Annotated in this window: 21 protein-coding genes and 1 riboswitch; of the genes, 6 read left to right on the top strand and 15 right to left on the bottom strand. The window is 71.5% G+C overall.

The genetic code is table 11. The features are described 5' to 3' along the window. Positions 1-26 precede the first annotated feature (26 nt). The 3 genes from HAV39_RS37855 to HAV39_RS37845 are packed head-to-tail and all read left to right on the top strand — an operon-like array spanning position 27 to position 4,936. Positions 27-2,552, top strand: coding sequence for a S8 family serine peptidase (locus HAV39_RS37855; protein ID WP_239120795.1), 2,526 nt, complete (start codon positions 27-29; stop codon positions 2,550-2,552). Between the two features lie 11 nt (positions 2,553-2,563). Next, complete coding sequence (locus tag HAV39_RS37850; RefSeq protein ID WP_191843965.1) at positions 2,564-3,457, top strand: GNAT family N-acetyltransferase; 894 nt, start codon at positions 2,564-2,566, stop codon at positions 3,455-3,457. A gap of 57 nt (positions 3,458-3,514) precedes the next feature. Further along, entirely contained in the window at positions 3,515-4,936 is a 1,422-nt protein-coding gene (locus HAV39_RS37845) for a sugar porter family MFS transporter (protein ID WP_239120794.1), read from the top strand. Between the two features lie 208 nt (positions 4,937-5,144). Here HAV39_RS37845 and groL read toward each other — a convergent pair whose 3' ends face one another. From groL to HAV39_RS37825, 4 genes are all read right to left on the bottom strand, one after another. Then, positions 5,145-6,767 (bottom strand): chaperonin GroEL, encoded by a 1,623-nt coding sequence (gene groL / locus HAV39_RS37840; RefSeq protein WP_191843964.1) that lies wholly within the window; start codon positions 6,765-6,767, stop codon positions 5,145-5,147. A gap of 324 nt (positions 6,768-7,091) precedes the next feature. Beyond that, positions 7,092-7,940, bottom strand: a complete 849-nt coding sequence (locus HAV39_RS37835) for a hypothetical protein (protein ID WP_191843963.1) — start codon at positions 7,938-7,940, stop codon at positions 7,092-7,094. Then, positions 7,937-8,920 (bottom strand): hypothetical protein, encoded by a 984-nt coding sequence (locus HAV39_RS37830; RefSeq protein ID WP_191843962.1) that lies wholly within the window; start codon positions 8,918-8,920, stop codon positions 7,937-7,939. Before HAV39_RS37830 ends, HAV39_RS37835 begins: the two co-directional genes overlap by 4 nt. A gap of 159 nt (positions 8,921-9,079) precedes the next feature. Further along, positions 9,080-9,283: a cold-shock protein gene (locus HAV39_RS37825; RefSeq protein ID WP_033342363.1), complete on the bottom strand. Its 204-nt coding sequence runs from the start codon at positions 9,281-9,283 to the stop codon at positions 9,080-9,082. 321 nt (positions 9,284-9,604) lie between these two features. Here HAV39_RS37825 and HAV39_RS37820 point away from each other — a divergent pair, with 321 nt between their 5' ends. Further along, positions 9,605-10,372 carry a serine hydrolase gene (locus tag HAV39_RS37820; RefSeq protein WP_191843961.1) on the top strand — a complete coding sequence of 256 codons (768 nt, stop codon included), beginning with the start codon at positions 9,605-9,607 and terminating at the stop codon, positions 10,370-10,372. A gap of 99 nt (positions 10,373-10,471) precedes the next feature. Here the strand turns inward: HAV39_RS37820 and paaN are convergent, their stop codons facing one another. Next, on the bottom strand, positions 10,472-12,115 hold the full coding sequence (paaN, locus tag HAV39_RS37815; protein WP_373311814.1) for a phenylacetic acid degradation protein PaaN: 1,644 nt from the start codon (positions 12,113-12,115) through the stop codon (positions 10,472-10,474). A gap of 110 nt (positions 12,116-12,225) precedes the next feature. Between paaN and HAV39_RS37810 the strand changes: the two genes are divergently transcribed. Beyond that, positions 12,226-12,675 (top strand): hypothetical protein, encoded by a 450-nt coding sequence (locus HAV39_RS37810; RefSeq protein WP_191843959.1) that lies wholly within the window; start codon positions 12,226-12,228, stop codon positions 12,673-12,675. A gap of 21 nt (positions 12,676-12,696) precedes the next feature. Further along, positions 12,697-13,428 (top strand): TetR/AcrR family transcriptional regulator, encoded by a 732-nt coding sequence (locus HAV39_RS37805; RefSeq protein WP_239120793.1) that lies wholly within the window; start codon positions 12,697-12,699, stop codon positions 13,426-13,428. A gap of 6 nt (positions 13,429-13,434) precedes the next feature. Here the strand turns inward: HAV39_RS37805 and HAV39_RS37800 are convergent, their stop codons facing one another. The 10 genes from HAV39_RS37800 to HAV39_RS37755 form a co-directional block, all read right to left on the bottom strand. Continuing rightward, complete coding sequence (locus HAV39_RS37800) at positions 13,435-14,232, bottom strand: hypothetical protein (protein ID WP_191843958.1); 798 nt, start codon at positions 14,230-14,232, stop codon at positions 13,435-13,437. A gap of 74 nt (positions 14,233-14,306) precedes the next feature. Beyond that, the gene (locus HAV39_RS37795; protein ID WP_191843957.1) at positions 14,307-15,356 is read right to left on the bottom strand and encodes a GNAT family N-acetyltransferase; all 1,050 of its coding nucleotides are present in this window, start codon (positions 15,354-15,356) and stop codon (positions 14,307-14,309) included. Positions 15,357-15,461: 105 nt separating this feature from the next. Continuing rightward, positions 15,462-16,742 carry a threonine synthase gene (thrC, locus tag HAV39_RS37790; protein WP_191843956.1) on the bottom strand — a complete coding sequence of 427 codons (1,281 nt, stop codon included), beginning with the start codon at positions 16,740-16,742 and terminating at the stop codon, positions 15,462-15,464. Between the two features lie 10 nt (positions 16,743-16,752). Next, a riboswitch (SAM riboswitch) is annotated at positions 16,753-16,866 on the bottom strand. Between the two features lie 193 nt (positions 16,867-17,059). Further along, complete coding sequence (locus tag HAV39_RS37785) at positions 17,060-17,809, bottom strand: hypothetical protein (RefSeq protein WP_191843955.1); 750 nt, start codon at positions 17,807-17,809, stop codon at positions 17,060-17,062. After that, positions 17,799-18,080: a hypothetical protein gene (locus HAV39_RS37780; protein WP_191843954.1), complete on the bottom strand. Its 282-nt coding sequence runs from the start codon at positions 18,078-18,080 to the stop codon at positions 17,799-17,801. The genes HAV39_RS37785 and HAV39_RS37780 overlap by 11 nt, the downstream gene beginning before the upstream one ends. Before the next feature lie 190 nt (positions 18,081-18,270). Beyond that, a complete protein-coding gene (locus tag HAV39_RS37775; protein WP_191843953.1) occupies positions 18,271-19,167 on the bottom strand; it encodes an ABC transporter permease in 897 nt (298 codons plus the stop codon). A gap of 132 nt (positions 19,168-19,299) precedes the next feature. Further along, the gene (locus tag HAV39_RS37770; protein WP_191843952.1) at positions 19,300-22,143 is read right to left on the bottom strand and encodes an alpha/beta fold hydrolase; all 2,844 of its coding nucleotides are present in this window, start codon (positions 22,141-22,143) and stop codon (positions 19,300-19,302) included. 99 nt (positions 22,144-22,242) lie between these two features. Beyond that, positions 22,243-22,644: a DUF3263 domain-containing protein gene (locus tag HAV39_RS37765; protein ID WP_191843951.1), complete on the bottom strand. Its 402-nt coding sequence runs from the start codon at positions 22,642-22,644 to the stop codon at positions 22,243-22,245. Positions 22,645-22,796: 152 nt separating this feature from the next. Then, positions 22,797-23,783: an ABC transporter permease subunit gene (locus HAV39_RS37760; protein ID WP_191843950.1), complete on the bottom strand. Its 987-nt coding sequence runs from the start codon at positions 23,781-23,783 to the stop codon at positions 22,797-22,799. Positions 23,784-23,847: 64 nt separating this feature from the next. After that, positions 23,848-24,840 carry an ABC transporter ATP-binding protein gene (locus HAV39_RS37755; protein ID WP_191843949.1) on the bottom strand — a complete coding sequence of 331 codons (993 nt, stop codon included), beginning with the start codon at positions 24,838-24,840 and terminating at the stop codon, positions 23,848-23,850. Between the last annotated feature and the right edge of the window lie 96 nt (positions 24,841-24,936).

The raw sequence follows: 24,936 nt of genomic DNA, 5'->3' as shown, positions 1-24,936 counted from the left end.
AGGGTGTTCCGCCTCATGTTCCGACCGTGCCCCCATCCGCGTACGCGGATACCCCGCCACGGTCCCCCGTCGGCGCGATCGTCGCCGCCGTCCTCGTCGGAGTGTGGGCGGTCGCCGTCGCCGTGCTCTCCCAGTACGGCATCGTGCTCGCCGACCAGGTGCTCGCCCAGCTCGGCATGCACCTGCCGGGGTTCCTCTGGCCGCTGGCCGGGATCATCGTCGGCCTGCTGGTCGGCGTGCCCGCGCTGGTCCTGGCCCTGCTGCCCAAACACGAGCCGGTACGGGCGACCGGCCGCGCCTTCCTGCTGGGCGCGCTGGTGCTCGGCGCGGGCAGCGCGCTGCGCCTGATCCCGGCCACCGCCAACGAGCTCTACCTGCTGTCGTACGCGGTGCTGGCCGGTACCGCCGCCTTCTTCCTCCTCCGCGCCACGGCCCGGCCCGCACCCGCCGCCGTGCCCGCCGAGGACAGCCCCGACGCCGCGACGCCCGCCGCGGGCGACCCCGGCGCGATCGGCTGGGCCGTGCTCGCCGGAGTGCTGGTGCTGGTGCCCTACCTGTGGGCGGGCGCGCTGGGCGGGTTCACCGAGTCCATCGCCGCCGCCCTGGCCGCGCTCGGCGCGGGCGCCCTGGCCATGGCGATCCTGGGACCGGGCCTGTGGCGGCACTTCACCGACCGCGGACGGCCGACCCTGGTGCTGGCCGGCGGCCTGGTCGCCGGGGTGGTGCTGGCGCTGATCGCGGGCGGCACCGGCGCGGCCGGGACCCAGGTGCTGACCCTGCTGGTGCTGCCGCCGCTCGGCTTCGCGGTCGCCGCGCTCGCTCCTGGCGCCCCCCGCGGCTGGACCACGCTGACCCTGGTGGCTCTCGCCGCGTTCGGGCCGCTGGGCTTCGTCGACCCGGACGAGCTGAACCTCGGCCTGATCGGCCGCGACGTGCCGTACTACGCCCTGCTCGCCGCCCTGATCGCCTGGCTGGTGGCGCTGGTGCTCGGCGTCGCCTACGGCATCGGCCTGCTGCGCACCGTCCACGACCCGGTCGTCGCGCCGGAGCCGGAGCAGCTCGCCCCGCCGGCTCAGTGGCCCGGGGCGCGGCCGGCCGGGACCGCGTGGCCCGGCGCGCAGGCGCAGTGGCCGGGCGCGCCCGCGCCGGTGGTGCGCGAGCGACGGCATGTCGTGCCGCGTACCGGTGGGCGGACGCTGGCGGCCGGGCTGGCCGCCGCGGTCGCCGTCGGCGCGGGCGTCTACTACCTGGCCGGCGGCCAGCCGGGCTTCTTCGGCGACCAGCTGTTCGTGGTGCTGAAGGAGCAGGCTCCGCTGGCCGGGCTGCCCACCACGACCGGGCTCGGCGCGGGCCGTGACCAGCGGGTGGACGCCGTCTACCGGCGGCTCGTCGAGCACGCCGACCGCACCCAGGCCGCCCTGCGCACCGAGCTGGACCGCTGGAACCTGGACTACCAGCCGTACTACCTGGTGAACGCGATCCTGGTGGACGGCGGTCCGGAGGCGCGGATGTGGCTGGAGTCCCGGTCCGACGTGGACCGGGTGCTGACCGATCAGCGGCTGCGCCCGCTGCCGGCCGAAATCCCGATCGAGCGCGGCCCGATCCAGCAGGCGCCGGCCACCCCGCAGTGGAACCTGAAGATGGTCGGCGCGCCGGACCTGTGGCAACGCGGCGTGACGGGCAAGGGCATCGTGGTCGGCTCCTCGGACTCGGGGGTGGACGGCTCGCATCCCGCGCTGGCGGCCAACTTCCGCGGCGGCGACGACTCCTGGCTCGACCCCTGGTCGGACAGCCGCACCCCGATCGACCACAACGGCCACGGCACGCACACGACGGCCACCGCGGTGGGCAAGGACCAGGTCGGCGTCGCGCCGGACGCGCAGTGGATCGGCTGCGTCAACCTGGAACGCAACATGAGCAGCCCGTCGCTCTACCTGGACTGCATGCAGTTCATGCTCGCGCCGTACGCGCACGGCGGGAACCCGTTCACCGACGGCCGCCCGGCCCGCGCCCCGCACGTGCTCAACAACTCGTGGGGCTGCCCGCCGCTGGAGGGCTGCGACTCCACCGTGCTGCAGCCCGCCACGTCGGCGCTGGCCGCGGCCGGGATCGCCTTCGTCGCGGCGGCCGGCAACACCGGGCCGGACTGCGGCTCGCTGGACACCCCGCCCGCCACCGACCCGGCCGCGATCACCATCGCCGCGGTGGACCAGACCCGCCGGATCACGTCGTTCTCCAGCCGGGGGCCGGCCGGGCCGAAGCCCGATCTGGCCGGGCCGGGTGAGGCGGTGCTGTCGGCGATGCCCGGCGGCACGTACGCCGAGCTGAGCGGCACCTCGATGGCGACGCCGCACGTGGCCGGTGTGATCGCGCTGCTGTGGTCGGCCAAGCCGGAGCTGGTCGGCGACCTGGCCCGCACCCAGCAGCTGCTGCGGGACACCGCGCAGCCCGCGCTGCTGGCCACCGCGGCGCCCGCCTGCGCCACCGAGGCGGCACAGGCCGGGGCGGGCATCGTCAACGCGGCCGAGGCGGTCGTGGCCTCCGCCAGGTAGGCTTCGCTGCCATGATCACCCCTTACGAGCCGCAGCACCGGGCCGCCGTGGTCGATCTCCTCGGCCGGTCCCTGCTGGCCGAGGACGCCGCCGAAGCGGCCGACATCGTGGCGCTGCTGGCGGGTTCGGCGGGCTTCGTCGCGGTCGACGGCGACGCGCCCGACGGCGACGTGGTCGGGGTCGCGCTGGCGTCCCCCGGCCGCAAGGACCCGACCGTCGGGCACCTGGACCTGCTGGTCGTGGACCCCGCCTTCCGCCGCCAGGGCCTGGCCCGTGAGCTGGTCGGGGCCGTCGAGGAGCAGTTGCGGGCGCGCGGGCTGACCGCGGTGCGGGTCGCCGGCAACCCGCCCACGCACGCGTGGCCCGGCGTCGACGTGCGCTACACCCCGGCCGTGTGCGCGCTGGCCGCGCTCGGCTACGCCCATGACCGTACGGCGTGGAACATGACCGCGGACCTGGCCGAGGGCTCGCCCGCGCTGCGCGAGACCCGGACCGCGCAGGAACGGCTCGCCGCCGCGCACGTGGTCGTCCGCGCGGCCACGCCCGACGACCTGGCGGAGCTGCGCCCGCTGATCGCCGCCGAGTGGGGCCCGGCCTGGGTCGCCGAGGTCGAGCGAGCCGTCGGCGGCAGCGGGGGCTGCCACCTCGCCATCCGCGACGGGCAGCCGATCGCGTTCGCCGCCTGGGGCGGCTGCCGCCCGAGCTGGTTCGGCCCGATGGGCACCCTGCCCGCCGCGGCGGGGCTCGGCATCGGCGGCGTCCTGCTGCGACGGTGCCTGCGCGACCAGGCCGACCGCGGCATCACCCGAGCCCAGATCGGCTGGGTGGGACCGGTCCCGTTCTACTCCGGAGCGGCGGGCGCGGTCATCGAGCGGGTCTTCTTCCTGTTCCACAAAATGCTATGAGTCGGGCTTTTTTCGCAATTTAGATTCGAACTCGGGTTTTCCGGGGACGATGAGGATGTGGCAGCCCCGACCAGCCCCATAGCGGAACCCCACGAGACCAAGGGGGCGGCGATCCTGGTCGCTGCCGCAGCCGCGGTGGGCGGTTTCCTCTTCGGGTATGACACCGCGGTCATCAACGGCACCGTCGACGCCCTGCGCAACACCTTCCATCTGGGCTCGGTGGCCCTCGGCTTCGTCGTGTCGGCGGCCCTGCTGGGCTGCGCCGTCGGCGCCTGGTTCGCCGGCCCGCTGGCCGACCGGCTGGGCCGGGTGCGGGTGATGCTGATCGCCGCGGGCCTCTTCATCGCCAGCTCGATCGGCTCCGGCCTCGCCTTCAGCCCCGTCGACCTGACGTTCTGGCGCATCATCGGCGGTCTCGGCGTGGGCGCGGCCAGCGTCATCGCGCCCGCGTACATCGCCGAGGTCTCCCCCGCCCACATCCGCGGCCGGCTCGGCTCGCTGCAGCAGCTCGCCATCGTCAGCGGCATCTTCGTCGCCCTGCTCGTCGACTACCTGCTGGCCGACGTGGCCGGCGGCGCGATGGAGGCGGTGCCCTGGGGCGGCGCGGCCTGGCGCTGGATGTTCGCCTCCGCCGCGATCCCCGCGGTGATCTACGGCGTGCTGGCGCTGCAGATTCCGGAGTCCCCGCGCTATCTCGTGCGCCGCGGCCGCCTCGCCGAGGCGCGCGACGTCATCAAGCGGCTGATCGGCGGCGACGTCGAGAAGCGCATCACCGACATCAAGCAGACCGTGGCCGGCGCCACCGAGAAGGTCCACCTGAGCGTGCTCAAGGGCCCCCGGCTCGGCCTGCAGCCCATCGTCTGGGTCGGCATCCTGCTCTCGGTGTTCCAGCAGTTCGTCGGCATCAACGTGATCTTCTACTACTCGTCGGCGCTGTGGGCGTCGGTGGGGTTCAGCGAGTCCGACGCCCTGCTGATCACGGTCATCACCAGCATCACCAACATCGTCACCACGCTCATCGCGATCGCCCTGGTCGACAAGGTCGGCCGCAAGCCGCTGCTGCTCGTCGGCGCGGCCGGCATGGTGCTCACGCTCGGCGCGATGGCCTGGTGCTTCTCCACCGCCACGCAAACGATCGGGGCCAACGGCGAGACGCTGACCACGCTCAGCCCGGCGATCGGCAAGGTCGCCCTGGTCGCCGCGAACCTGTACGTGGTCGCCTTCGGCATGAGCTGGGGACCGGTGGTCTGGGTGCTGCTCGGCGAGATGTTCAACAACAAGATTCGCGCCACCGCGCTGGCCGTCGCCGCAGCCGCCCAGTGGATCGCGAACTGGCTGATCAGCACCACCTTCCCGGCGCTGTCGAACATCGGCCTGACCTTCGCCTACGGCCTGTACGCCCTGTTCGCCCTGCTCGCCTTCCTCTTCGTCTGGAAAGCCGTCCGCGAAACCAAGGGCCGCGAACTCGAAGCCATGTAACCCGTCCCCGCCCACCATGATCGTTCGACTTGCCTGGCACCTGTGCGTATCTTGAGCTCCCCTTCGCCCACTTGCCAGGCAAGTCGAACGATCAAGGCGACGCCCCGCCCAGCGGGCGGCGGGTGGCGGGGAACGGCGAAGGCCCCCGAGCCGGAGCTCGGGGGCCTTCGTCGTGTTCAGGTGGTGCGGTGGAACGGATCCTGACGGATCAGAAGTCCATCTCGCCGCCGCCGGGGCCGGCGGGCGCAGCGGCCGCCTTCTCCGGCTTGTCGGCCACGACGGCCTCGGTGGTGAGGAACAGGGCCGCGATCGAGGCCGCGTTCTGCAGCGCCGAGCGGGTCACCTTGGCGGGGTCGAGGATGCCGGCCTTCAGCAGGTCGACGTACTCGCCGGTGGCAGCGTTGAGGCCCCAGCCGGGCTCCAGGTTGCGCACCTTCTCCACCACGACGCCACCCTCGAGGCCCGCGTTGACGGCGATCTGCCGCAGCGGGGCGTCGAGCGCGACCTTGACGATGTTGGCACCGGTGGCCTCGTCGCCCGAGAGGTCCAGCTTCTCGAACGCGGTCTTGCCGGCCTGCACGAGCGCCACGCCACCACCGGCGACGATGCCCTCCTCGACGGCCGCCTTCGCGTTGCGAACGGCGTCCTCGATGCGGTGCTTGCGCTCCTTGAGCTCGACCTCGGTGGCCGCGCCGACCTTGATGACCGCGACACCGCCGGCCAGCTTGGCCAGGCGCTCCTGCAGCTTCTCGCGGTCGTAGTCGGAGTCCGACTTCTCGATCTCGGCGCGGATCTGGTTCACCCGGCCGTTGATCTGGTCGGCGTCACCGGAGCCGTCGACGATCGTGGTCTCGTCCTTGGTGACCACGACCTTGCGGGCGCGGCCCAGCATGTCGAGCCCGGTGCTGTCGAGCTTGAGGCCGACCTCCTCGGACACGACCTGGCCACCGGTCAGGATCGCGATGTCCTGCAGCATGGCCTTGCGGCGGTCGCCGAAGCCCGGGGCCTTGACGGCGACGGACTTGAAGGTGCCACGGATCTTGTTGACGATCAGGGTGGCCAGGGCCTCGCCCTCGACGTCCTCGGCGATGATCAGCAGCGGCTTGCCGCTCTGCATGACCTTCTCGAGGATCGGCAGCATGTCCTTGACGTTGCTGATCTTGCCGTTGACGATGAGCAGGTAGGGGTCCTCCAGGACCGCCTCCATGCGCTCAGGGTCGGTGATGAAGTAGGCCGAGTTGAAGCCCTTGTCGAAGCGCATACCCTCGGTGAGCTCCAGCTCCAGCCCGAAGGTGTTGCTCTCCTCGACGGTGATGACGCCTTCCTTGCCGACCTTGTCCATCGCCTCGGCGATGATCTCGCCGACGGTCGGGTCAGCCGCGGAGATCGAGGCGGTGGAGGCGATCTGCTCCTTCGTCTCGACGTCCTTGGCGAGCTTCGAAAGCTCCTCCGCCACCGACGCGACGGCAGCCTCGATGCCCCGCTTCAGGGCCATCGGGTTCGCACCGGCGGCAACGTTGCGCAGGCCCTCGCGAACCAGCGCCTGGGCCAGGACGGTCGCCGTCGTCGTGCCGTCACCGGCGACGTCGTCGGTCTTCTTGGCGACCTCCTTGACCAGCTCAGCGCCGATCTTCTCGTACGGGTCCTCGAGCTCGATCTCCTTGGCGATGCTCACACCATCGTTGGTGATGGTGGGGGCGCCCCACTTCTTCTCGAGCACAACGTTGCGGCCCTTGGGGCCGAGCGTCACCTTTACGGCGTCAGCGAGGACGTTCATTCCCCGCTCGAGGCCGCGGCGAGCCTCCTCGTCGAACGCGATAATCTTGGCCATAACGGCGTTGTCCTCCTGGACAATCCGAGGTCGGAGAGCTGGCCCGCGACGACCGGCTGCCACCATTCGGCAGCCCCGCAACTCCGACTTCTGGTCTCGTATTTGGCACTCACACGAGGAGAGTGCCAATCACCTGTTTAGCACTCTCGACCCCCGAGTGCAAGCGAACACGGGATGATCACAACCTTTCCCGGACGCGCCCCGCCGAGCCGCGTACGCCTTCCCCCGCAGGTGTATTACCTGGCAGTACCCGTGCGGAACAGCCGTCGACGTGATCGCGGACAGGCTCCGCGCCGGCCACCGGCCGGGCGGCGGCCGCGGGGTTCACCGGACGCGACCGAGGTCGATCACGACGGGCTCGAACACCTCCGGCGCGGGCTCGGCAGCGGGCGAAACGGGCAGGCCCGTCCGGCGCAGGTAGGCCACCGCGAGCGCGGTCGTCGTCACGGCCGACGTCGCGATGCCGAGCGCCGAGTCCTTCGCCACCCGTACACCCACCAGCCACGTGTACTCGCCCCCGGGTGCGAGCAGCCTGATCAGCGCGTGGTCGGCCACGTTGTCGACGGCCAGGCCGAACGCCAGCACCGCGACGATCTGCCCGACGGTGGCAGCCCGGCTGTGCGCCAGCCACCAGGCCCGCACCGGTCCGCGCCGTTCGAACAGCACGACCAGGGGCAGCAGCGCGGTGGCGAAGGTGAGATACCAGCCGCCGGCGGCCGTCGCCACGGCAGCCACCTCGTATTCCATCGTCCGGTTCAGCAGCGCGTATACGAGGTACACCCTGCCTGCGGCCTCGATCAGGCCGAACCCGATCAACCACAGGGCCAGCCGGCCGGAATCCCGCAGTCCCAGGCGCAACGCCGCACCCGTGCGCACCCGGTCTCCCTCGACCGCGCCGCGGAACACCCGGACCGCCGCCGACCAGGCCCAGGCGTTGCACACGCCGGTCAGCACCGCGGGCAGCGCGTAGATGAGGGCCAGCTGGACCGGTCTGTCCAGGCTGAGGAGCATCCCGCCGCCTCCGGCCAGGACCGTCAGCGGCAGTATGCCGACGACGAGCAGCCCGCCCAGCTCGGTGACCACGCCGATCACCAGCAGCGGCCGCCGGCAGGACCACAGCAGGGTGACCGTCTCGCCCAGCCAGGACGGCCGGGCCGGGCTCGGTTCGGTCACCGGGCCAGTTCCTCGACCAGCTGTCGGGTGGAGGCGGGGCCTTCCGCGCCGCGGCGCTCGGCGTACGTGATGAGGATGCCGCTGAACATCACCATCGTCAGCGGGATCTCGATGACGGCGGTGAGCAGGGTGGCGCCGCCGCCGACCGCGACGGTCATGGCGTCGTCGCCCGCGGGGACCAGCGCGGTGACGATCCCGCCGGCCACCTGGTCGATGACGGAGCCGGCGGCCAGCGTGAGTCCGAGCAGCAGCAGCCGCCCGGCGGTGGGCCAGAACGCGGCGTGCAGCAGCGTGCTCGACCGGCGCAGCGGCCCACGGCGTTCGAACAGGAAAGCCGGCCCGACCAGCGCGATCACCATCATGAGGTACGTGGCGACCAGCAGCACCGGGATCAGCCCGAGCAGGGAGGCGATCTGGACGCAGCACGCCGCGACGGCGACCACGCCGAGGCCGACGAGCAGGTAGGCCAGCACCTGCCAGGCGGCCAGGCCGAGCATGCGGCGCAGCCCGTAGCGCATCGCCTCGCCGACCGTGACGGGCAGCCCGGCCGCCTGACGGGTGGCGAGGTGGGTGGCCGCGGCGTAGCCGAGCATCTGCAGGATCAGCACCACCACCACGTACGCGGCCGCGGTCGCGCCGAGGGCGGCGATCAGCTCCTCGCCCCCGGTGCGGCCGAGGCCGGCCAGGTCGATCCCGCCGCTCGCGACCACACCGGCGAGGGCCAGCGCACCGAACACGACGGTCGGCAGCAGGTGGCTGAGCGCGAAGATGACGAGCAGCTGCTGCCAGCCGCGCCGCAGCACGCCGCCCACCCGGAAGCTCCAGCCGCTGAATCCCTGCGCTTCCGGGTTGACCAGCGGGTCGTGCTCGGCGCCGAAGTCGGGCATGGCCTCGCGGTATGCCTCGTCGGGCGGCCGGAAACCCTGTTCGGCGGGCAGCGGTCCGCCCGCGTCGTACGGGTTCGGGGTCGACTCGGACATGCGCGCTCCAGCTCAGGGCGAAGGGTCGCCCAGTGTGGCACGCCCGCGCGCACCCCGCTGTCCCCTGCTCTGGCCGACCACCCCGGAACAGCTGGAAGGGCCCCGATCCTGTGGGATCAGAGCCCTTTCCGTTCTACTCAAGCTTTGATGGCCAAGCGGTCAGGCGATGACCCGGACCTTCTCAGCCTGGGGGCCCTTCTGGCCCTGGGCGATTTCGAACTCAACGCGCTGACCGTCGTCGAGCGCCTTGTAGCCGTCCATCTCGATCGCGGAGAAGTGGACGAACACGTCCTGCCCTCCGTCGACCGCGATGAAGCCGTAGCCCTTCTCGCTGTTGAACCACTTGACGGTGCCCTGTGCCACGGTGCACTTCCTCACTTCTGTAAAGCTGGGCGGTCCTCAGCGGGCCACCCCCGGCTGGTGTTGTCAGCCGTCCTCGCACGCTACACGAGCACCGGTACCCTCGCACAGCCCCAAAACGGACCTGTAATGCTCCCATTACAGTTCGACAGTCGGCAATCTGACCATGAGCGCGCTCTATCGCGTGACCGGGCGGGCCACCGGGGGGTTGGGTGGAACGTGGACTACCGCCGCCGCATCCGTTCGCGCCGTCTGCCGGCCGCTTTCATGCCCCTCGTAGCGACGGGCGTGTGCGCCGTCGCCTTACTCGTGATCGGTGGGGCGATGCAATGGGCATTGCACCACGGCACGAATGCGGCGCCGCCGGGCGGCTCCCAGGACCGCGAGTCGGCGTCACCCGCCCGGCTGGAACTTCCCCCCGTACGACTGGACACCGAGGGCTTCGCCAGCTGGGCGATGCTGGACCGGCGCACCGGCCAGATCGCCGGCTCCTCCAACCTGGACGCCACGAGCGACACCATGTCCCTGATCAAGGTGTGGCTCGCCGCCGACTTCCTGCGCCGCACCGACTACCCCGACGAGCGCAGTCTGAACCGGTTGATCATCATGATCCGCGACTCGGACAACAAGGCCGCGTACGAGTTCTACGAGCGCAACGGCGGCCGGGCCGGCATCGAGCGCATGGTCGAGATCTGCGGGCTGACCGAGTCGAAGCCCTACAAGATCGACGGCTACTGGTCGAACACCGAGGTCTCGGCGCGCGACGTGGCACGGCTGGGGGCCTGCGTGGCCGACGGCCGGGCGGCGGGACCGCATTGGACGGACTGGCTGCTGACCCAGATGCGCCTGGTGCGCGGCGTCGGCGACTTCGGGCCCCGGGCGGTGTTCCCGCCTGAGGTCGCGGCGACCATCGCCATCAAGAACGGCTGGCTGCTGCGCACGGAGGACAAGCTGTGGCACATGGCCTGCCTCGCGGTCACCGACAAGTGGAGCATGAGCGTCCTGCTGCGCTACCCGGCCCGCTTCGGCTTCGACCACGGCCGCGACCTCTGCGCCTCCGTGGCCGAGCAACTCAAACCCGCCCTCCCCTGACCTGCCGAGACGAAGGAAGGGCACCTTCACGACGCTATGCGTCGTAGCAGGTGCCCTTCCTTACTGCCCAGGCTGCGGAGCCGCGCGAACGCGGGGCGGTCAGGCCGGGCGGCGGGACTGGACGATGCGGAAGCGGCTCGCCACGAACGCGCCGTCGGTCAGCGCCGCGTTGGCGGCCGGGTTCGCACCGGAGGCGTGGAAGTCGGAGAAGGCCGCCGACTGGTTGACGAAGATGCCGCCGGTCAGGTTCGCCGACAGGTGCACGCCGACCTCCATCGCCGCCTGCTCGACCGCGTCCAGCACGGACTCGTCGGTGCTGTAGACCGCCGCGGTGATGGCACCCTTCTCCCCGACCGTCTCCCGGAAGATGCCGATGCTGTCGGCGGTCGACTCGGTCGGCACCGCGAAGGTCACCGGGCCGAAGCACTCGCTGCCGTAGCCGTCGGTCACCTTCACGATCATCGGGGTGCGCACCACCGCGCCGGCGTACGCCGGGTGGGCCAGCTCGGCCGAGTCGAGCACCACGTCGCCCATCTTGCGGGCGGCCTCGATGCGGTCGACCACGTCGCCGTTGACGATCGCGCCGGTGAACTCGACGGCCTTGGCCGGGTCGGCGGTGATCGCGCGGACCGCGCCCGCGATGCCGTCCACGACCTCGTCGAAGCTCTTGTGCCCGGCCTCGGTCTCGATGCCGCCGGCCGGGATGAGCAGGTTCTGCGGGGTGGTGCACATCTGGCCGCTGTACAGGGTCAGCGAGAAGCCCAGGTTGCGGCACATGCCGGCGAAGTCGGCGGTCGAGTCGATCACGACGGTGTTGACGCCGGCCTTCTCGGTGTAGACCTGCGCCTGGCGGGCGTTGTCCTCCAGCCAGTCGCCGAAGGCGGTGGAGCCGGTGAAGTCGATGAGCCGGACCTCGGGGCGCAGCGCCAGGTCCTTGGCGATCGGCGCCTCGCGGGTGTCGACCGCGAGCTGCACGGTGTTGGGGTCGAGCCCGGCCTCGGCCAGCACCTCGCGGGCGACCTGCACGGTGATGGCCAGCGGCAGCACCGCGCCCGGGTGCGGCTTGACCAGCACCGGGTTGCCGGTGATCAGCGAGGCGAACAGGCCCGGCCAGGAGTTCCAGGTCGGGAAGGTGTTGCAGCCGATGACCAGCCCGATGCCGCGCGGCACCAGGTGGTAGGTCTTGGCCAGGGTGTCGGCCTTCTTGGTCCACACCACGGAGCCGACCTGCCGGGTCTGCTCGGCGTAGCCGTAGGCGACCGCCTCCAGCGCGCGGTCGAGCGCGTGCGGGCCGCCGGCCTGGAAGGCCATCACGAACGCCTGGCCGGTGGTCGCGTGCACCGCGTTGGCCAGCTCGAACACCCGCTTGTGCAGGCGGGCGAGGATCTCCAGGCACACCCCGGCGCGCACGCGCGGCCCGGCGTCGCGCCACGAGGGCAGCGCGGCCCTGGCGGCGGCGATCAGGGCGTCAGGGCTGGTCCGGGGGTATCGCACACCGAGCGGGATGCCGAACGGCGACTGCTCCGGGGCCACCCACTCGTCGGCGGGCTGGTCCAGCGGAAAATCCTTGCCCAGCAGGGCGGTGAACGCGGCCTTGCCGTCGGCGGCGGCGGTCTCGCCGTACACCTTCGGGCTCGGCGACTCCGGGTACGCCGACCAGTAGCCGCGCTCGGTGATCGCCCGCAGCGCGCTGTTCAGCAGCTCCTCATGGGTGGCGAAGAGGTCCGTGGTGGTGACAGTCATGCCCCTCATCATGCCCGACGAGGTGAGCGGAGCCACAGTTGAACATGTTCAAGTCGTGTGTCAGCATGAGAACGTCCGCAAGTTGAACACGTTCAAACCGGAGATGGGACATGGACCCGAAGCTGGCCGTGTACCTGGCCTACGCGGCCGCCACCCTCGCGCTGACCCTCTGGGTCGGCCACACCCTGCAACGTCACGGACAGGCGTTCCTGCGCGACGTGCTGCCCACCGGCGAGCTCGCCGCCGCCGTCACGAAGTTCCTCGTGGTCGGCTTCTACCTGCTCAATCTCGGCTACATGGCGATCGCCATGAAGACGTACGACGAGGTGACCGGCCCCGTCGACGCGGTCGAGACGCTCGCCACCAAGATCGGCATCATCACGCTCGCGCTGGTCGTGGTGCACCTGGGCACCGTGCTGCTGCTCGGCCGGCTCCGCCGGCAGATGCAGGGGCCGCTGACCCGGGCATACCCGGTCCCGGCAGCCGCGCTGACCCGGCAGGCCGCCGATCGACCGGCGGACCGGCAGGCCGATGCCCGCCGACTGACCCCGACCGCGTGAGCCACCGCTAGCGTGGGCAGCGTGACGCACACCGACAACGGCTCGTCCCCCGCCGCCGAGCAGGCGGCCCGGGGACGGGCCGCTGACACGTCCCGGGGCGAGCAGACCCGCCAGGCGATCGTGGCCAGCGCGATCCGGCTGTTCGGCGAGGCCGGGTACGAGAAGACGACGATGCGGGCGATCGCCGCCGACGCCGGGGTCTCGGTCGGCAACGCCTACTACTACTTCCCCGCCAAGGAGGCGCTGGTCTCCGAGTTCTACCTGGAGCTGCAGCGCGAGCACCTGGCCCGGGTCGAGCCGATCCTGCGCAGCGGCACGTCCTTCGGCGACCGGCTGGCGGCGATGCTGCGCGAGGGCATCGAGGTGTGGGCGCCGCACCACGCGTTCGCGGGCCGGTTCATCGGCATCGCGGCGGTGCCCGGTTCGCCGGTGAGCCCGTTCAGCGCGGAGTCGAGCGAGGCCCGCGAGCTGGCCACCAGCATCTTCCACCGCCTGGTCGACAGCACCGAGACGAAGATGGACCCGCAGCTGCGGGCCCGGCTGCCGCAGCTGCTGTGGCTGGCCCAGCTCGGCCTGGTCGTGTACTGGGTGCACGACACCACGCCCGGCCAGCGCCGCACCCGTGCGGTGGTGGATCTGGCCGTGCCGTACCTGGAGTACCTCGTCGGCGCGTCCCGGATGAAGATCTTCAAGCCGCTGACCACCCGCGGCCTCAACCTGCTGGACGCCCTCTGGCCGCACGCGGCCGGGTGAGGCCGCTCAGCACTTGCGGGGCTTGGCCCCGTCGATCAGCCGGACGTACGCGTGGGAGACGTAGATGCCGTCGCCGACCCGGTTCCACAGGTCGGTCGTGCGCACCGTCCCCTTGACCTTGTCGCCCTTGACCTGGCACCGGATCGGCACCTGGGCGTACTCGCCCGCGCCGCCGCGCAGGTCGGCCTTGACCTTCGGCGCCGAGCGCACCCGCAGCCACTCGCCGCCGTCGGTGTCGATCACACCCCGGTCGCCCTCGCCGGTCCACAGGAAGGTGACGTGGACCCAGTCGTTGTCGTCGAGGTCGAGGCCGTCCCAGAACGCGCCGTCGGCGATGTCGATACCGGCCGGGTTGAGCACCTCGCGACCGAACTCGTCCTCGCCGTCGTGGTAGTCGTCCTGGTAGGCCGCCTGCGCCTGGGGCTTGCCGCGCGGCAGCTTCTCCCACATGTGCCGGTCGTCGGCCCAGTAGTCGTCCTTGGTGTTCCACGGGCCGACGTCCCACACCGGCAGGAACACACACCGGTCGTTGCCCTCGTGGCAGACCCGGACGCTCTTGTCGCCCTCGCCGCGGTCGGACAGCCCGCGCCAGGAGGGCAGCGCGGCGAACCAGTCGCGCTTGGTGATCTTGTGGCCGTTCGCGGTCTTCCAGCCGACCAGGCCCTCCCGGGTCGCGAAGACCTTGGTGGTGAGCGTGCCGCCCGCGGGCGGCGCGAGCGCCACGGCGGGAGTGGTCAGCGCGGCCAGCGCCGCGGGCACGACGGTGAGGGCGGCGATCAGGGACACGAGCAATCGAGGCCTCATGTCCCTGATCAACGATCACGACACCCGTCGGGTGCCGGGCATACGGTCAGTCCGTTTTAGGCAAATAGACCGTTTTACTCCACCGATTCGGCTGAGCCGTCCTTCGTCAGGTCGAGCTGCCAGTTCTGGAAGGCGGCGAGCTTGCGGAAGCCCATCTGCTCGTTGATCGAGACCATGAAGCCGTTCGCCGCCGCGTTGAACGTGTCCACCACCTCGACCCGCGGCATCTCGGCCCGGAAGAAGCGCAGGTTCTCCACCTTCACCAGCGCGCCGAGCCGGTGGCCGCGGTGGGCCGGGTCCACGATGGTGATCTGCTGCCAGGCATGCCGGGGCGTCTCCTCGTCCGCGGAGATCGTGGTCCAGGCGACCAGGGCGCCGGTCTGCTCGTGTATCGCCCCGGTGTGGAACGTGCGGCGCCCGCGCGCCGCGACCGCCTCCTCGAACCGGCGCAGGCGGTCCACGTCCGGCTTCTCCGGTTCAAGCGGCAGGTCACCGGTCGGCGCGTCGGTCATCAGCCGGGACTCCAGGTAGGCCACGCCCTCGGCCAGCTCCTCGGGGGCCGCATCCCGCCAGCGCACCAGGCGGTAGCCGGCGGCCTTGGCCTGCGCGGCGGACAGCATGCCGGCCAGCACGTCCTCGTCCACCTCCGCCAGCGTCAGCCGACGTTGCAGCTCCGGCAGCGTGTTCGTGAACCCGAACGCCGCCGCGAACGCCGCCGGGGCCTCGTCGGGCGCGGGCAGGTCCGGCATGGACAGCGAGCCGCTGGTCACCAGGACCGTGCGGTCGTGCTCGCGGGCGTACGCCAGCACCTCGCCGAACAGCGCCCGGCCCACTCCCCGCCGCCGGAACCGCGGCACCACCTCGATCGTGAAGAAGAGGAGCTTCAGGTTCTCCTCCGTCATCCGCGACACCTCGAGCCGTCCCGCGGGCTCGCCGTCCAGCCAGGCCAGCCGATGCTCCACGACGCGCGCCGGAAACGCGTGTTCGAGCATCAACTCGGCCATCCGCCGGGTCCGCCGCGGAAGATACGGAAACTCGTACTCCTGGATCCGTTCCATCACCTCCACCCAGGCGTCGATGGAAGCGGGATCGTCAACGCCGACGGGGGCGATACGCAGACTCATGCCCGCCAGCGTCCTCCGCCCCTCCCCGCACCGCACCCCGTTTTCCCCGCGCACGACGAAGCGAGGCGCCCCTGCGAGCAGGAGCGCCTCGGAGGTTTCGAGGAGCTAGCCGAGCAGACCCGCCTCGCGGGCGGCCTTCAGCGACGGCTTCACCCGGTAGGTCGGGCCGACCAGTTCGGCCACCGCGTCCAGCGTCTTCAGGCCCTCGCCGGTGTTGAAGACGACCGTCTCCAGGTCCGGGTCCAGCTTGCCGGCGGCGACCAGCTTCGCGGTCACCGCGGCGGTCACCCCGCCCGCGGTCTCCGCGAAGACGCCGGTGGTACGAGCCAGCAGCCGGATCGCGTCGCGGATCTCGTCGTCGGAGGCGTAGTCCATCCAGCCGCCGGTGCGGCGCACCGCCTCCAGCGCGTACAGCCCGGCGGCCGGGTCGCCGATGTTCAGCGACTTCGCGATGCCGGTCGGCTTCACGGGGGTGATCACGTCGGTGCCGGCGTGCAGCGCGGTCGCGATCGGGTTGCAGCCCAGCGACTGCGCGCCGAACACCCGCCAGCCGCCCTCGGGCGCGACGGCCAGACCCGACGACACCAGCTCCTCGAACGCCTTGTCAATCTTGGTGAGCAGCTCGCCGGAGGCCATCGGGATGACCACCTGCGCCGGGATGCGCCAGCCGAGCTGCTCGGCGACCTCGTATCCCAGCGTCTTGGAGCCCTCGGCGTAGAACGGGCGCACGTTCACGTTGACGAACGCGGTGTCCTCGAACTCGTCGGTCTCCACCAGCTCCGAGCACAGCCGGTTGACGTCGTCGTACGAGCCCTCGATGGCGACCAGGTCACCGCCGTACACCGCGGTCGTGATGATCTTTCCGGGCTCCAGGTCGTGCGGGATGAACACGATGGAGGGCACGCCCGCGCGGGCGGCGTGCGCGGCGACCGAGTTGGCCAGGTTGCCGGTGGACGCGCAGGCGTAGCGGGTGAAGCCGAGCGCCTTCGCGGCGGTCAGCGCCACCGACACCACGCGGTCCTTGAACGAGTGCGTCGGGTTGGCCGAGTCGTCCTTCACCCACAGCGGGGCGCGCAGGCCGATCTCGGCGGCGAGCGCGTCGGCGCGCACCAGCGGGGTCAGGCCCGGGTTGAGCGTCACCCGGTCGGCGGCGTGCTGGCCGACGGGCAGCAGGCCCGCGTAGCGCCAGATGTTCTGCGGCCCCGCCTCGATCTGCGCGCGGGTCACCTTCGCCAGGGCGTCCGCGTCATACCAGACCTCGAGCGGGCCGAAACACTCGTAACAGGCGTGCTGGGCGGCGAGCGGGAAGCGGGCGCCACAGCCGCGACACTCCAGGCCGCGAGCGGGGGAATCGACACCGAGGGGCGCGATGACGGCAGACGTCATGAGATGTTTCCTCTCATCTTCCCGGCGTCACCGATCTGGCCCGCCGGACGGAGTTGGCACCTGCCATCGATGGTGGTTGCCGGAGCGTCGTCGGGCCGTGTCCCTCAGCTCCTCTGGATGAGGTATTCAGTTGTGCTTTGCAGTTAATCAGAACCGCGATCGCCGTTTCCAGCGTTCCCAGCGGATGAGATGCAGACCTCACCCCTCACCGCGGCGAGAACCGGCGGGCCGCGACGGTGGGGAGACCGTCGCGACCCGCGGGCGTATGGCCTGCCGGCCTGCCCCTCGTCCAGCCGGCGCGGGGCGATCGTCCTCCGTCAGGGCTTGAGGAGGTCGCGGACGGCCTTGGCGTCGGTGGCGGCGGCGCGCAGGTGGGTGCGGGCGGTCCGGACGTCGGCGCGGGCGGCGGTGGTCTTGGCCTTGATCGCCGTGGCGTCCGGGCCGGGCTGGACGGCCAGCAGGTCCTCGACCAGGCCGGACAGGGCGGACTCCATCGCGTCGAGCTCGGACTTCAGGTGTGCCAGCTTGGCCTCGGCGTCGCCGACGTCCTTGCCCGCGGACTTGGCCGCGGTGACGGCCTCGGCGAGCTTGCCGTGCAGGGTGCGCAGGCGGGTCAGCGCCGCGGACTCCACGTCGGCCGCCAGCGTCAGGTGCACCTGGGGACGGACCAGCAGGTACACCCGGTAGTCCTCGACCATGCTGCGGGCGTCGACCCGGACTGCCTCGAGCGTGGTCTCGGCCGCGACCTTGGCACGCAGCTCGGTGAGGCCGGCGATGTCCGCGTCGAGGGTCTTCTGCAGCGCGGCCTGGTGGGCGTCGGTCAGGCGCGCCGCGTTGCGGATCGCCACCCCCTCGGCACGCAGCAGGGCGAGCCGGCCGTCGATGCGTACGGTGGTCAGCTTCTTGGCGTTGGCCAGGTTCGCGGCCTGGTCGGCTGCCTGCACGGCGACCCCGGCGGCGGGAGCCGCAGCCTGCGCGGGCACCCCGGTGGCGGAGGCGAGCGCGGCGGCCGTCAGGGTGGTGGCAGCGAACAGCAGGCCACGGCGGATCAGCATGTCAGTCCTCATCGTTCGGGCTCTCCTCTGCCTTCTTCAGCTGCCCGTCCAGTTCGGCCAGCAGCTTGTCGAGTTCCGCGAGGTCCTTGTCGGCCTGGCTCACCGCGGCGGCCGGAGCGGCGGGCGCGGCGGTCTTCGGCGGGGGCGCGGGGGTGGTGGCGACGGTGCTCCCGGTGTCCGACCCGGCCGGCGGCAGCGCGTCACGGTCGCCGCCCCCGCGGCACCCGGTCAGCGCGACCCCGAGGGCGACCGCGAGGGCCGTCATGGCGATGGCACGTCTCATGAGAGGCACTCTGCCCACGCCACGTCAGACCGGAGCGCCCGCCGTGTAAGCGCAATGTCAGGATCCGGCGTCGCCGACCGGCCGCGCTCCCGGCCCCCTCATCAAAATAGACGGTGGCCTATCACATCGACTTCGATCCCCGAAAACTCGATGTGATAGGCCACCGTCTATGAAAAGCGCGGCGGACGGGTCAGGAGACGACGTCCTTGCGGGAGAAGCGGTAGAAGGCCAGGGCGCAGAACGCGGCGAAGTAGCAGACCGCGGAGATCGTGCCCTTGATGATGTCGTCGAACTGCATCGGCGTGGTGAGCAGTCCCAGATAGGCCTGGGCGAAGTGCGTCGGCAGGAAGTTGCGCAGCTCGCCCAGCGCCGTGATCTGGTCCAGGATCGAGGACACGATGTACAGCAGCACCGCGCCGCCGACCGCCCCGAGCGGAGCGTCGGTGAGCACCGACAGCAGGAACGCCAGCCCCGCCACGACCAGCATGTTGATGCCCAGGAAGCCCGCGGTGGCCAGCAGCCGCAGCATGCCCTCACCGGCCGGGATCTCCGCGGCGATGCCGGACTGCAGCGGATGCCAGCCGTAGCGGGCAGTGCCCAGGATCAGCGCGGTGCCGAGCAGGGTCAGGATCGCCAGCGCCGAGTAGCTCAGCGCGACCGCCAGCTTGACGCCCAGCAGGCGCGCCCGCGGCACCGGCACCGCCAGCAGGTAGCGCAGGCTGCCCCAGCTGGCCTCGGCCGCGACCGTGTCACCGTGGAACAGCGCCACCACCACGACCAGCAGGAAGCTCGCCGAGACGAACAGCGCGAACATCGCGAAGTTCAGCCCACCGGAGATCGCCGCGTCGGACAGCTGGGAGAACTGGCCCCGGCCGGAGCGGCCGTCGTCGTCACTGCCGCCCAGCTCGAACGCGATCAGGAGGATGACCGGCAGCACCACCATGAAACCCAGGGCGAGCTGGGTGCGCTTGCGCCGCCACTGCCGGGCGAACTCGGTGGCGTAGGTCAGCGTGCGGCCCGCGCGGTATCCCGCCGCGGCCCCGTCGGCCTGCGTCGTGGCCCGTCCCGTCTTCAGTTCCACGCTCATGCCTTCTCCTCGCTGCGCTCGTCGGCGGCATGATCAGGCCTGCTGATTCGCTCGCGCTGCTCACTCATGCCTTCTCCTCGCTGCGCTCGTCGGCGGCATGTCCGAACCTGCTGATTCGCTCGCTGCGCTCGCTCACCGGTCCCCGCTTCCCGCCGTCGAGTCGCCCACCAGGGCCAGGAACGCGTCCTCCAGCCGCCGGCGCGGCGTGACCCGGTCGATGCCGACCCCGGCCCGCACCAGCGCGGACACCGCGTCGGTGCGGCTGACGTCGCCGAGGTCCACCACGAGCGTGCGCTCGCCGTCGACCGCGTATCCGGTGACCCCGTCGAGGCGGTCCAGGGTCTTGCTGGCGAGGTCGATGTCGGTCACGTCGAGCAGCGTGGTCGGGCTGTCCCCGACGATCTCGTCGACCCGGCCGGACGCCACGACCCGCCCCTTGTGCACCACGACCGCGTGGGTGCAGGTCTGCTCGACCTCGGCCAGCAGGTGGCTGGAGACCAGCACGGCCCGGCCGTCCGAGGCGTATCGCTGCAGCACCCGGCGCATCTCGGCAATCTGCGGCGGGTCGAGCCCGTCCGTCGGCTCGTCGAGCACCAGCAGCTCCGGCAGGCCGAGCATGGCCTGGGCGACGGCCAGGCGCTGCCTCATACCGTGGCTGTAGTTCTTGACCTTGCGTTTGACCGCGTCGCCGAGGCCCGCGATGGCGAGCGCGTCGTCGAAGCGGGCCTCCTCCCACGGCCGCCCGGTGGCCCGCCAGTATGCGGCGAGGTTCTGCTCGCCGGACAGGTGCGGCAGGAAGCCCGGACCCTCGACCAGCGCGCCGATCCGGGACAGCACCGGGGCGCCCGGGGCCAGCCGGTGGCCGAAGATGAGCACCTCGCCTGCGGTGGCCTGGGTCAGCCCCATCAGCACGCGCAGGCTGGTCGTCTTGCCGGCGCCGTTCGGGCCGAGCAGGCCGACCACCTGGCCGCGCTCCACGGTGAAGTCGATGCTGTCCACGGCCACGAAGTCGCCGTACGTCTTGCGCAGGCCGCGCACCCACAGCGGGGTGTCGGCGTGCGCGGCGGAGACCGAGTGGTCCACCCGCCGGTGCCGCCGCCGGGCCACCACGATCACGATCGCGAGCCCGAGGGCCAGCAGCGCGAGCAGGCCGAGCAGCACGTACAGCCAGAGCGCGTCGGCGGTGGCGATCGGGGTGCCGGGGGTCGTGGGCAGGGTGACCATCCCGCCACCGTCGGCCGGGCCGACCGCCACGGTGTAGTCGACCGGCGCGGCCAGGCCAAGGTAGGACTGGTCGGCGGTGGCGATGGTGATCCGCAGGCGGTGGCCCGCCTCGAACTCGCGGACGATGCCCGGCAGGGTCACCTGCACCGGCCGCGCCTGGTCGATCGACGTGGGCAGGCCGGTCAGCCGCACCGGCGCGATCAGGCCCATGCTCAGCGCCGCGGAGCCGTTCGGGTCGACGTCGTACAGCTTGACGTAGAGCACCGCCTCACCGGTCGGCGACGCCGCCCGGATCTGCACGCTGGGCGTGCCGACCACGCTCACCGCCTGCTCCAGCGGCGCCGACTCGAAGCGCGCGTGCTGGCCGGGCAGGTCGCTGACGACGCCGTTGACGAAGCTCGACAGCGCGCCCGACCCCGTTCCGGGCAGCGAGGACAGCGCGGCCGGGGTGCCGTTGGGCGGGTTCGCGACAGTACGCGGACCGCCGCTCACCGGCACCTGCACAGCGCTGCGCCCGGTCAGCCCCGGATAGTCGGTGATCTGGTAGCCGGTCGCCATGGTGCCCCGGTCCACCGCGTCCAGCCCGGTGATGCGCGAGTAGGTGAAGCTCGTCGCGGGCGCCGCGCCGTTGCCCTTGAGGTAGTGGTCGAACCACTGCGCGGTCAGGAACTTCAACCGGTCGGCGTCGGACTGCGGGCCGTCGCCGCCGTCGTGGCCGCCGCTGAACCAGGCCACCCGCACCGGCGTGCCGTTCGCGGCGATGCCGCGCGCGTTGGCGTCGGCCTCGGTCAGCGGGAACAGCGAGTCGGCCAGACCCTGGACAAGCAGCGTGGGGGCCTTGATCCGGTTGAGCACCCCGGCCGGGCTGCGCTGCGCCAGCTGCTCGCGCGAGTTCGCGTCGAGCCGTCCGGCGGCCGCCACGCGCAGGTAGGTCTCGCAGATGTCGGCGGCCCAGCGGCCGCACTGCGGGTTGAGGTTCGCCGGACCGGCGCCCGGCGTCTCGCCGCCCGCGCCCCCACCCGGCGCCCCGCCGTTCGCGCCGAGCGACTCCAGGTCCAGGCCGCCACCGCCGCCGCGACCGCCGGACATGCCGGAGCTGAAGAAGACGCCGGCCCAGGCCTGCTTGAACACACCGTCGTCGGTGGTGGCCGCGGACTGCGCGAACAGCGACTTGCCGAGGTCGTTCCACGTGATCATCGGGACGATCGCGTCGACCCGCTGGTCCTGCGCCGCGAGCAGCAGCGACAGCGCGCCGCCGTACGAGCCGCCGAGCACGCCGACCCGCGGGTCACCGGACCCGTCGAGCTGGATGTCGTCCCGCTCGGCGAGGTGGTCGAGCAGCCGCTGGGCGTCGCGGACCTCGTAGTCCGGGGAGTTCAGGTGGATCTGCCCGGTGCTCGCGCCGAAGCCCTGCGCGGTCCAGGTGAGCACCGCGTACCCGAGCCCGGCCAGGTCCTGCGCGTCGAGGGCGACACTCTCCTTGGTCCCGCCGAACCCGTGCGCCAGCAGCAGCGCGGGCACCTTGTTCCCCGCGGACGCGCCGTCGGGCAGGTAGAGCCGGGTGTCGAGGCTGACCTCCTGGTCGCCGAGCGGGCCGGTGCGCACCGACACTCGCTCGTCGACCGTGCGGTAGCCGGGGTCCTCGGGCCACACCGCCCAGGCCGCCAGGCCGGCCAGCAGCACCACGCCGACGCCGCCGGCGATCCACCGTCTATTGATCTTCGCCCGTACTCGGGCCGCGAGCGCGCGCATGACCGCCACAGTACGGCGCGACACCCGTCGACCCATCGGGGACAACCCCCACGCAAGCTGAGAGTTCTTTCAGCCGGCGTGCGGGTGGTGTTCAGCCTTCTATCGCGTGCTGCGGGTGCGGGCCCGGCTGCCGCGCAGCCGCCGCAGCCGGCCGACGAGCACCGGCTCGTGCGCCAGCGCGGCCGGGTTGTCGAGCAGCGCGTTCAGCAGCTGGTAGTAACGCGTCGCGGAGACCTCGAACTGGTCGCGGATCGCCTGCTCCTTGGCCCCGGCATGGCGCCACCACTGCTTCTCGAAGGCGAGGATGTGCCGGTCGCGCTCGGACAGCGCCTCGTCCTCGGTGACCACGACCGCGACGGGCAGGTCGGAGTCGACCTCGTCGTCGCGCTCGACGGGCGGCGCCAGGTCGACCGGCGACGGCTCGCGCCGGGGGGCCGGGATCAGGGGCAGCTCCTCCAGGTCGCTGCCGTCGGCTCGCGAACGCTGTCTGATCTGCTCCATCTTGTCCCCTCCCCGCGGGCCATGTCCCACGAGTCTAGGTGCGCTGTCGTGATCAACGAAAGACCTGTGATCAGGGTTGCTGTGCCACAAAAGAGACCGGGCGGCCGGAGTCCGATACCCCGGCCGCCCGGCCGTATGCCTTGCTCCGTGGGTCAGCTGATGTCGCGGCGGCGCATCTGCCAGAAGGCCAGCACCAGTACCACCGCGATGAGCCCCAGCGCCATCGAACCGCTGTCCTGCCAGGTGATCAGCAGCTCCGGCGGGTTGCAGTTGCCCGCGTTGTCGCAGACCGTCTCCGGCGAGCTCCAGTCCGTCAGCTTCATCTCCTTGTTCATCCAGGCGAAGATGTGGATCGGCACCAGGTACTGCTCCCAGAACGGCACTCGGACCATCTGGAACAGGATGGACAGACCCACCTGCCCGACGATCACCACGCCCAGCGCCGCGCCCAGCGCGAGGCCGGTGTGGCGGCCGATCGAGGCCAGCCCGAAGCCGAGCGCCGCGAACGCCAGGATCATGCCCAGCCCGCGCAGCGCGGTCAGGCCGAACGACTGCCACACCCCCGGGGTCAGGCCCTCGGTGGTGCCGCGCAGCTCACCGGCCGCCCACAGGATGCCGGTCCAGACGCCCAGCGCCAGGACGGACAGGGCGGCCACCGACACCAGCATCACGGCCAGCTTCGTGCCGAGCACCTTCATCCGTTTCGGCCGCCAGGTCAGCAGGTTCATCATCGAGCCGGAGGCCCACTCAGCCCCGACGAACGACGCCCCGAGCAGGAACGCGACCATCGCCATGATGGCCGCCCAGACCAGGAACAGCTGGCCGTACATCTCTTTGAAGTTGAACGACGGCGGCATGAAGTCCTCGGCCCGGAAGTCGGACCGCTGCGGCCCGGTCCAGCCGTCCTCCGGGCACTTCTCACCGCACTCGCGCTTGTACTGCTCGTAGTAGCGGACCTGCTCCTGGTACATCGCCTCGGCCGCCGTCTCGCCCTTGGCCCGGGCCTCGGCGGTCGGCTTGGAGTGGAACGCGAACAGGATCGACGCGATCGTCACCAGCAGCAGCAGGCCGATCGGGAACACCCAGCGGGTCAGCCGGCGCTTGAAGAACCGCCGCCGCTCAGCGCGAACCAAGCTCATGCCTTCTCCTCGATGCGCTCGTCGGCGGCATCGCCGAGCCCGCTGATTCGCTCGCAAAGCTCGCTCATGAGTTGCCCCCGTTCTGCGGCGTGAGCTCCGGCCGCACACTCTGATCGACCGAGCGGACCTGGCCGGGCACCGGGGCGGTGCCGGTCAGCTCCAGGAACACGTCTTCGAGGTCGGCCGTCACCGGCGTGAGCTCGCTGACGTAGAGCTGCCGCTCGGCCAGCAGCCGCGCGACCAGCGCCGGCTTGTCCACGCCGGACATGAGCAGGTGGTCCTCGTGCGCCTGCAGGTTGAACCCGCCGGCGATGAGCACCTGGGCGGCGGCGCTGAGGTCCGCCGGCGTCTCCAGGGCGACCCGTACCTGACCCGACGAGTGCGCTTGCAGCACCTCGGCGACCGGGCCGGCCGCGACCCGGCGGCCCAGCGAGATGATGGTGACGCTGTCGCAGATCAGCTGGATCTCGCCGAGGATGTGGCTGGACAGCACCACGGTCATGCCGCCGGCCGACAGCGTGGCCATCATGTCGCGCATCTCGCGGATGCCGCCCGGGTCCAGGCCGTTGGCGGGCTCGTCGAGGATCAGCAGCTTCGGCTGCTTGAGCAGCGCCGACGCGACCGCCAGCCGCTGCTTCATACCGAGTGAGTACGTCTTGACGCGCTCCTTGGCCCGCTCGCGCAGGCCGACCAGCTCCAGGGCCCAGTCGACCCGCGACTGCGGCAGGTTGCCCGCGTCGGCCAGCAGCGAGAGGGTGTCGCGCGCGGTGAAGTGCCCGAAGAACTGCGGGCTTTCCACGATCGCGCCGACCTGGCCGACCACCTCGGGCAGCAGCCGGGGCAGCTCGTGACCGAGGATGCGCATCTCGCCGCTGTCCGGCTTGATCAGGCCGAGCAGCGTACGCAGGGTGGTGGTCTTGCCGGAGCCGTTGGGCCCCAGGAAGCCGTGGACCTGTCCGGCCTCCACATACATCTCGAAGCCGTCCAGCGCCCGACGGGGGCCACCCCGGGCTCGGTACGTCTTACGCAGGCCTTGGATCTCCAAGACAGCGGTCACGGGCGACCTCCTAGGTATCAGTGACTTCCGCACCCTACGGGGTATGCACCCTGAGACGCAGCCCTGATCTTCCCGGTTTCTTCACAACCGCACCCC

Source organism: Catellatospora chokoriensis, assembly GCF_011297315.1.
GTDB classification, from domain to species: domain Bacteria; phylum Actinomycetota; class Actinomycetes; order Mycobacteriales; family Micromonosporaceae; genus Catellatospora; species Catellatospora citrea.
This window is presented reverse-complemented; position numbering and strand designations above follow the sequence as displayed.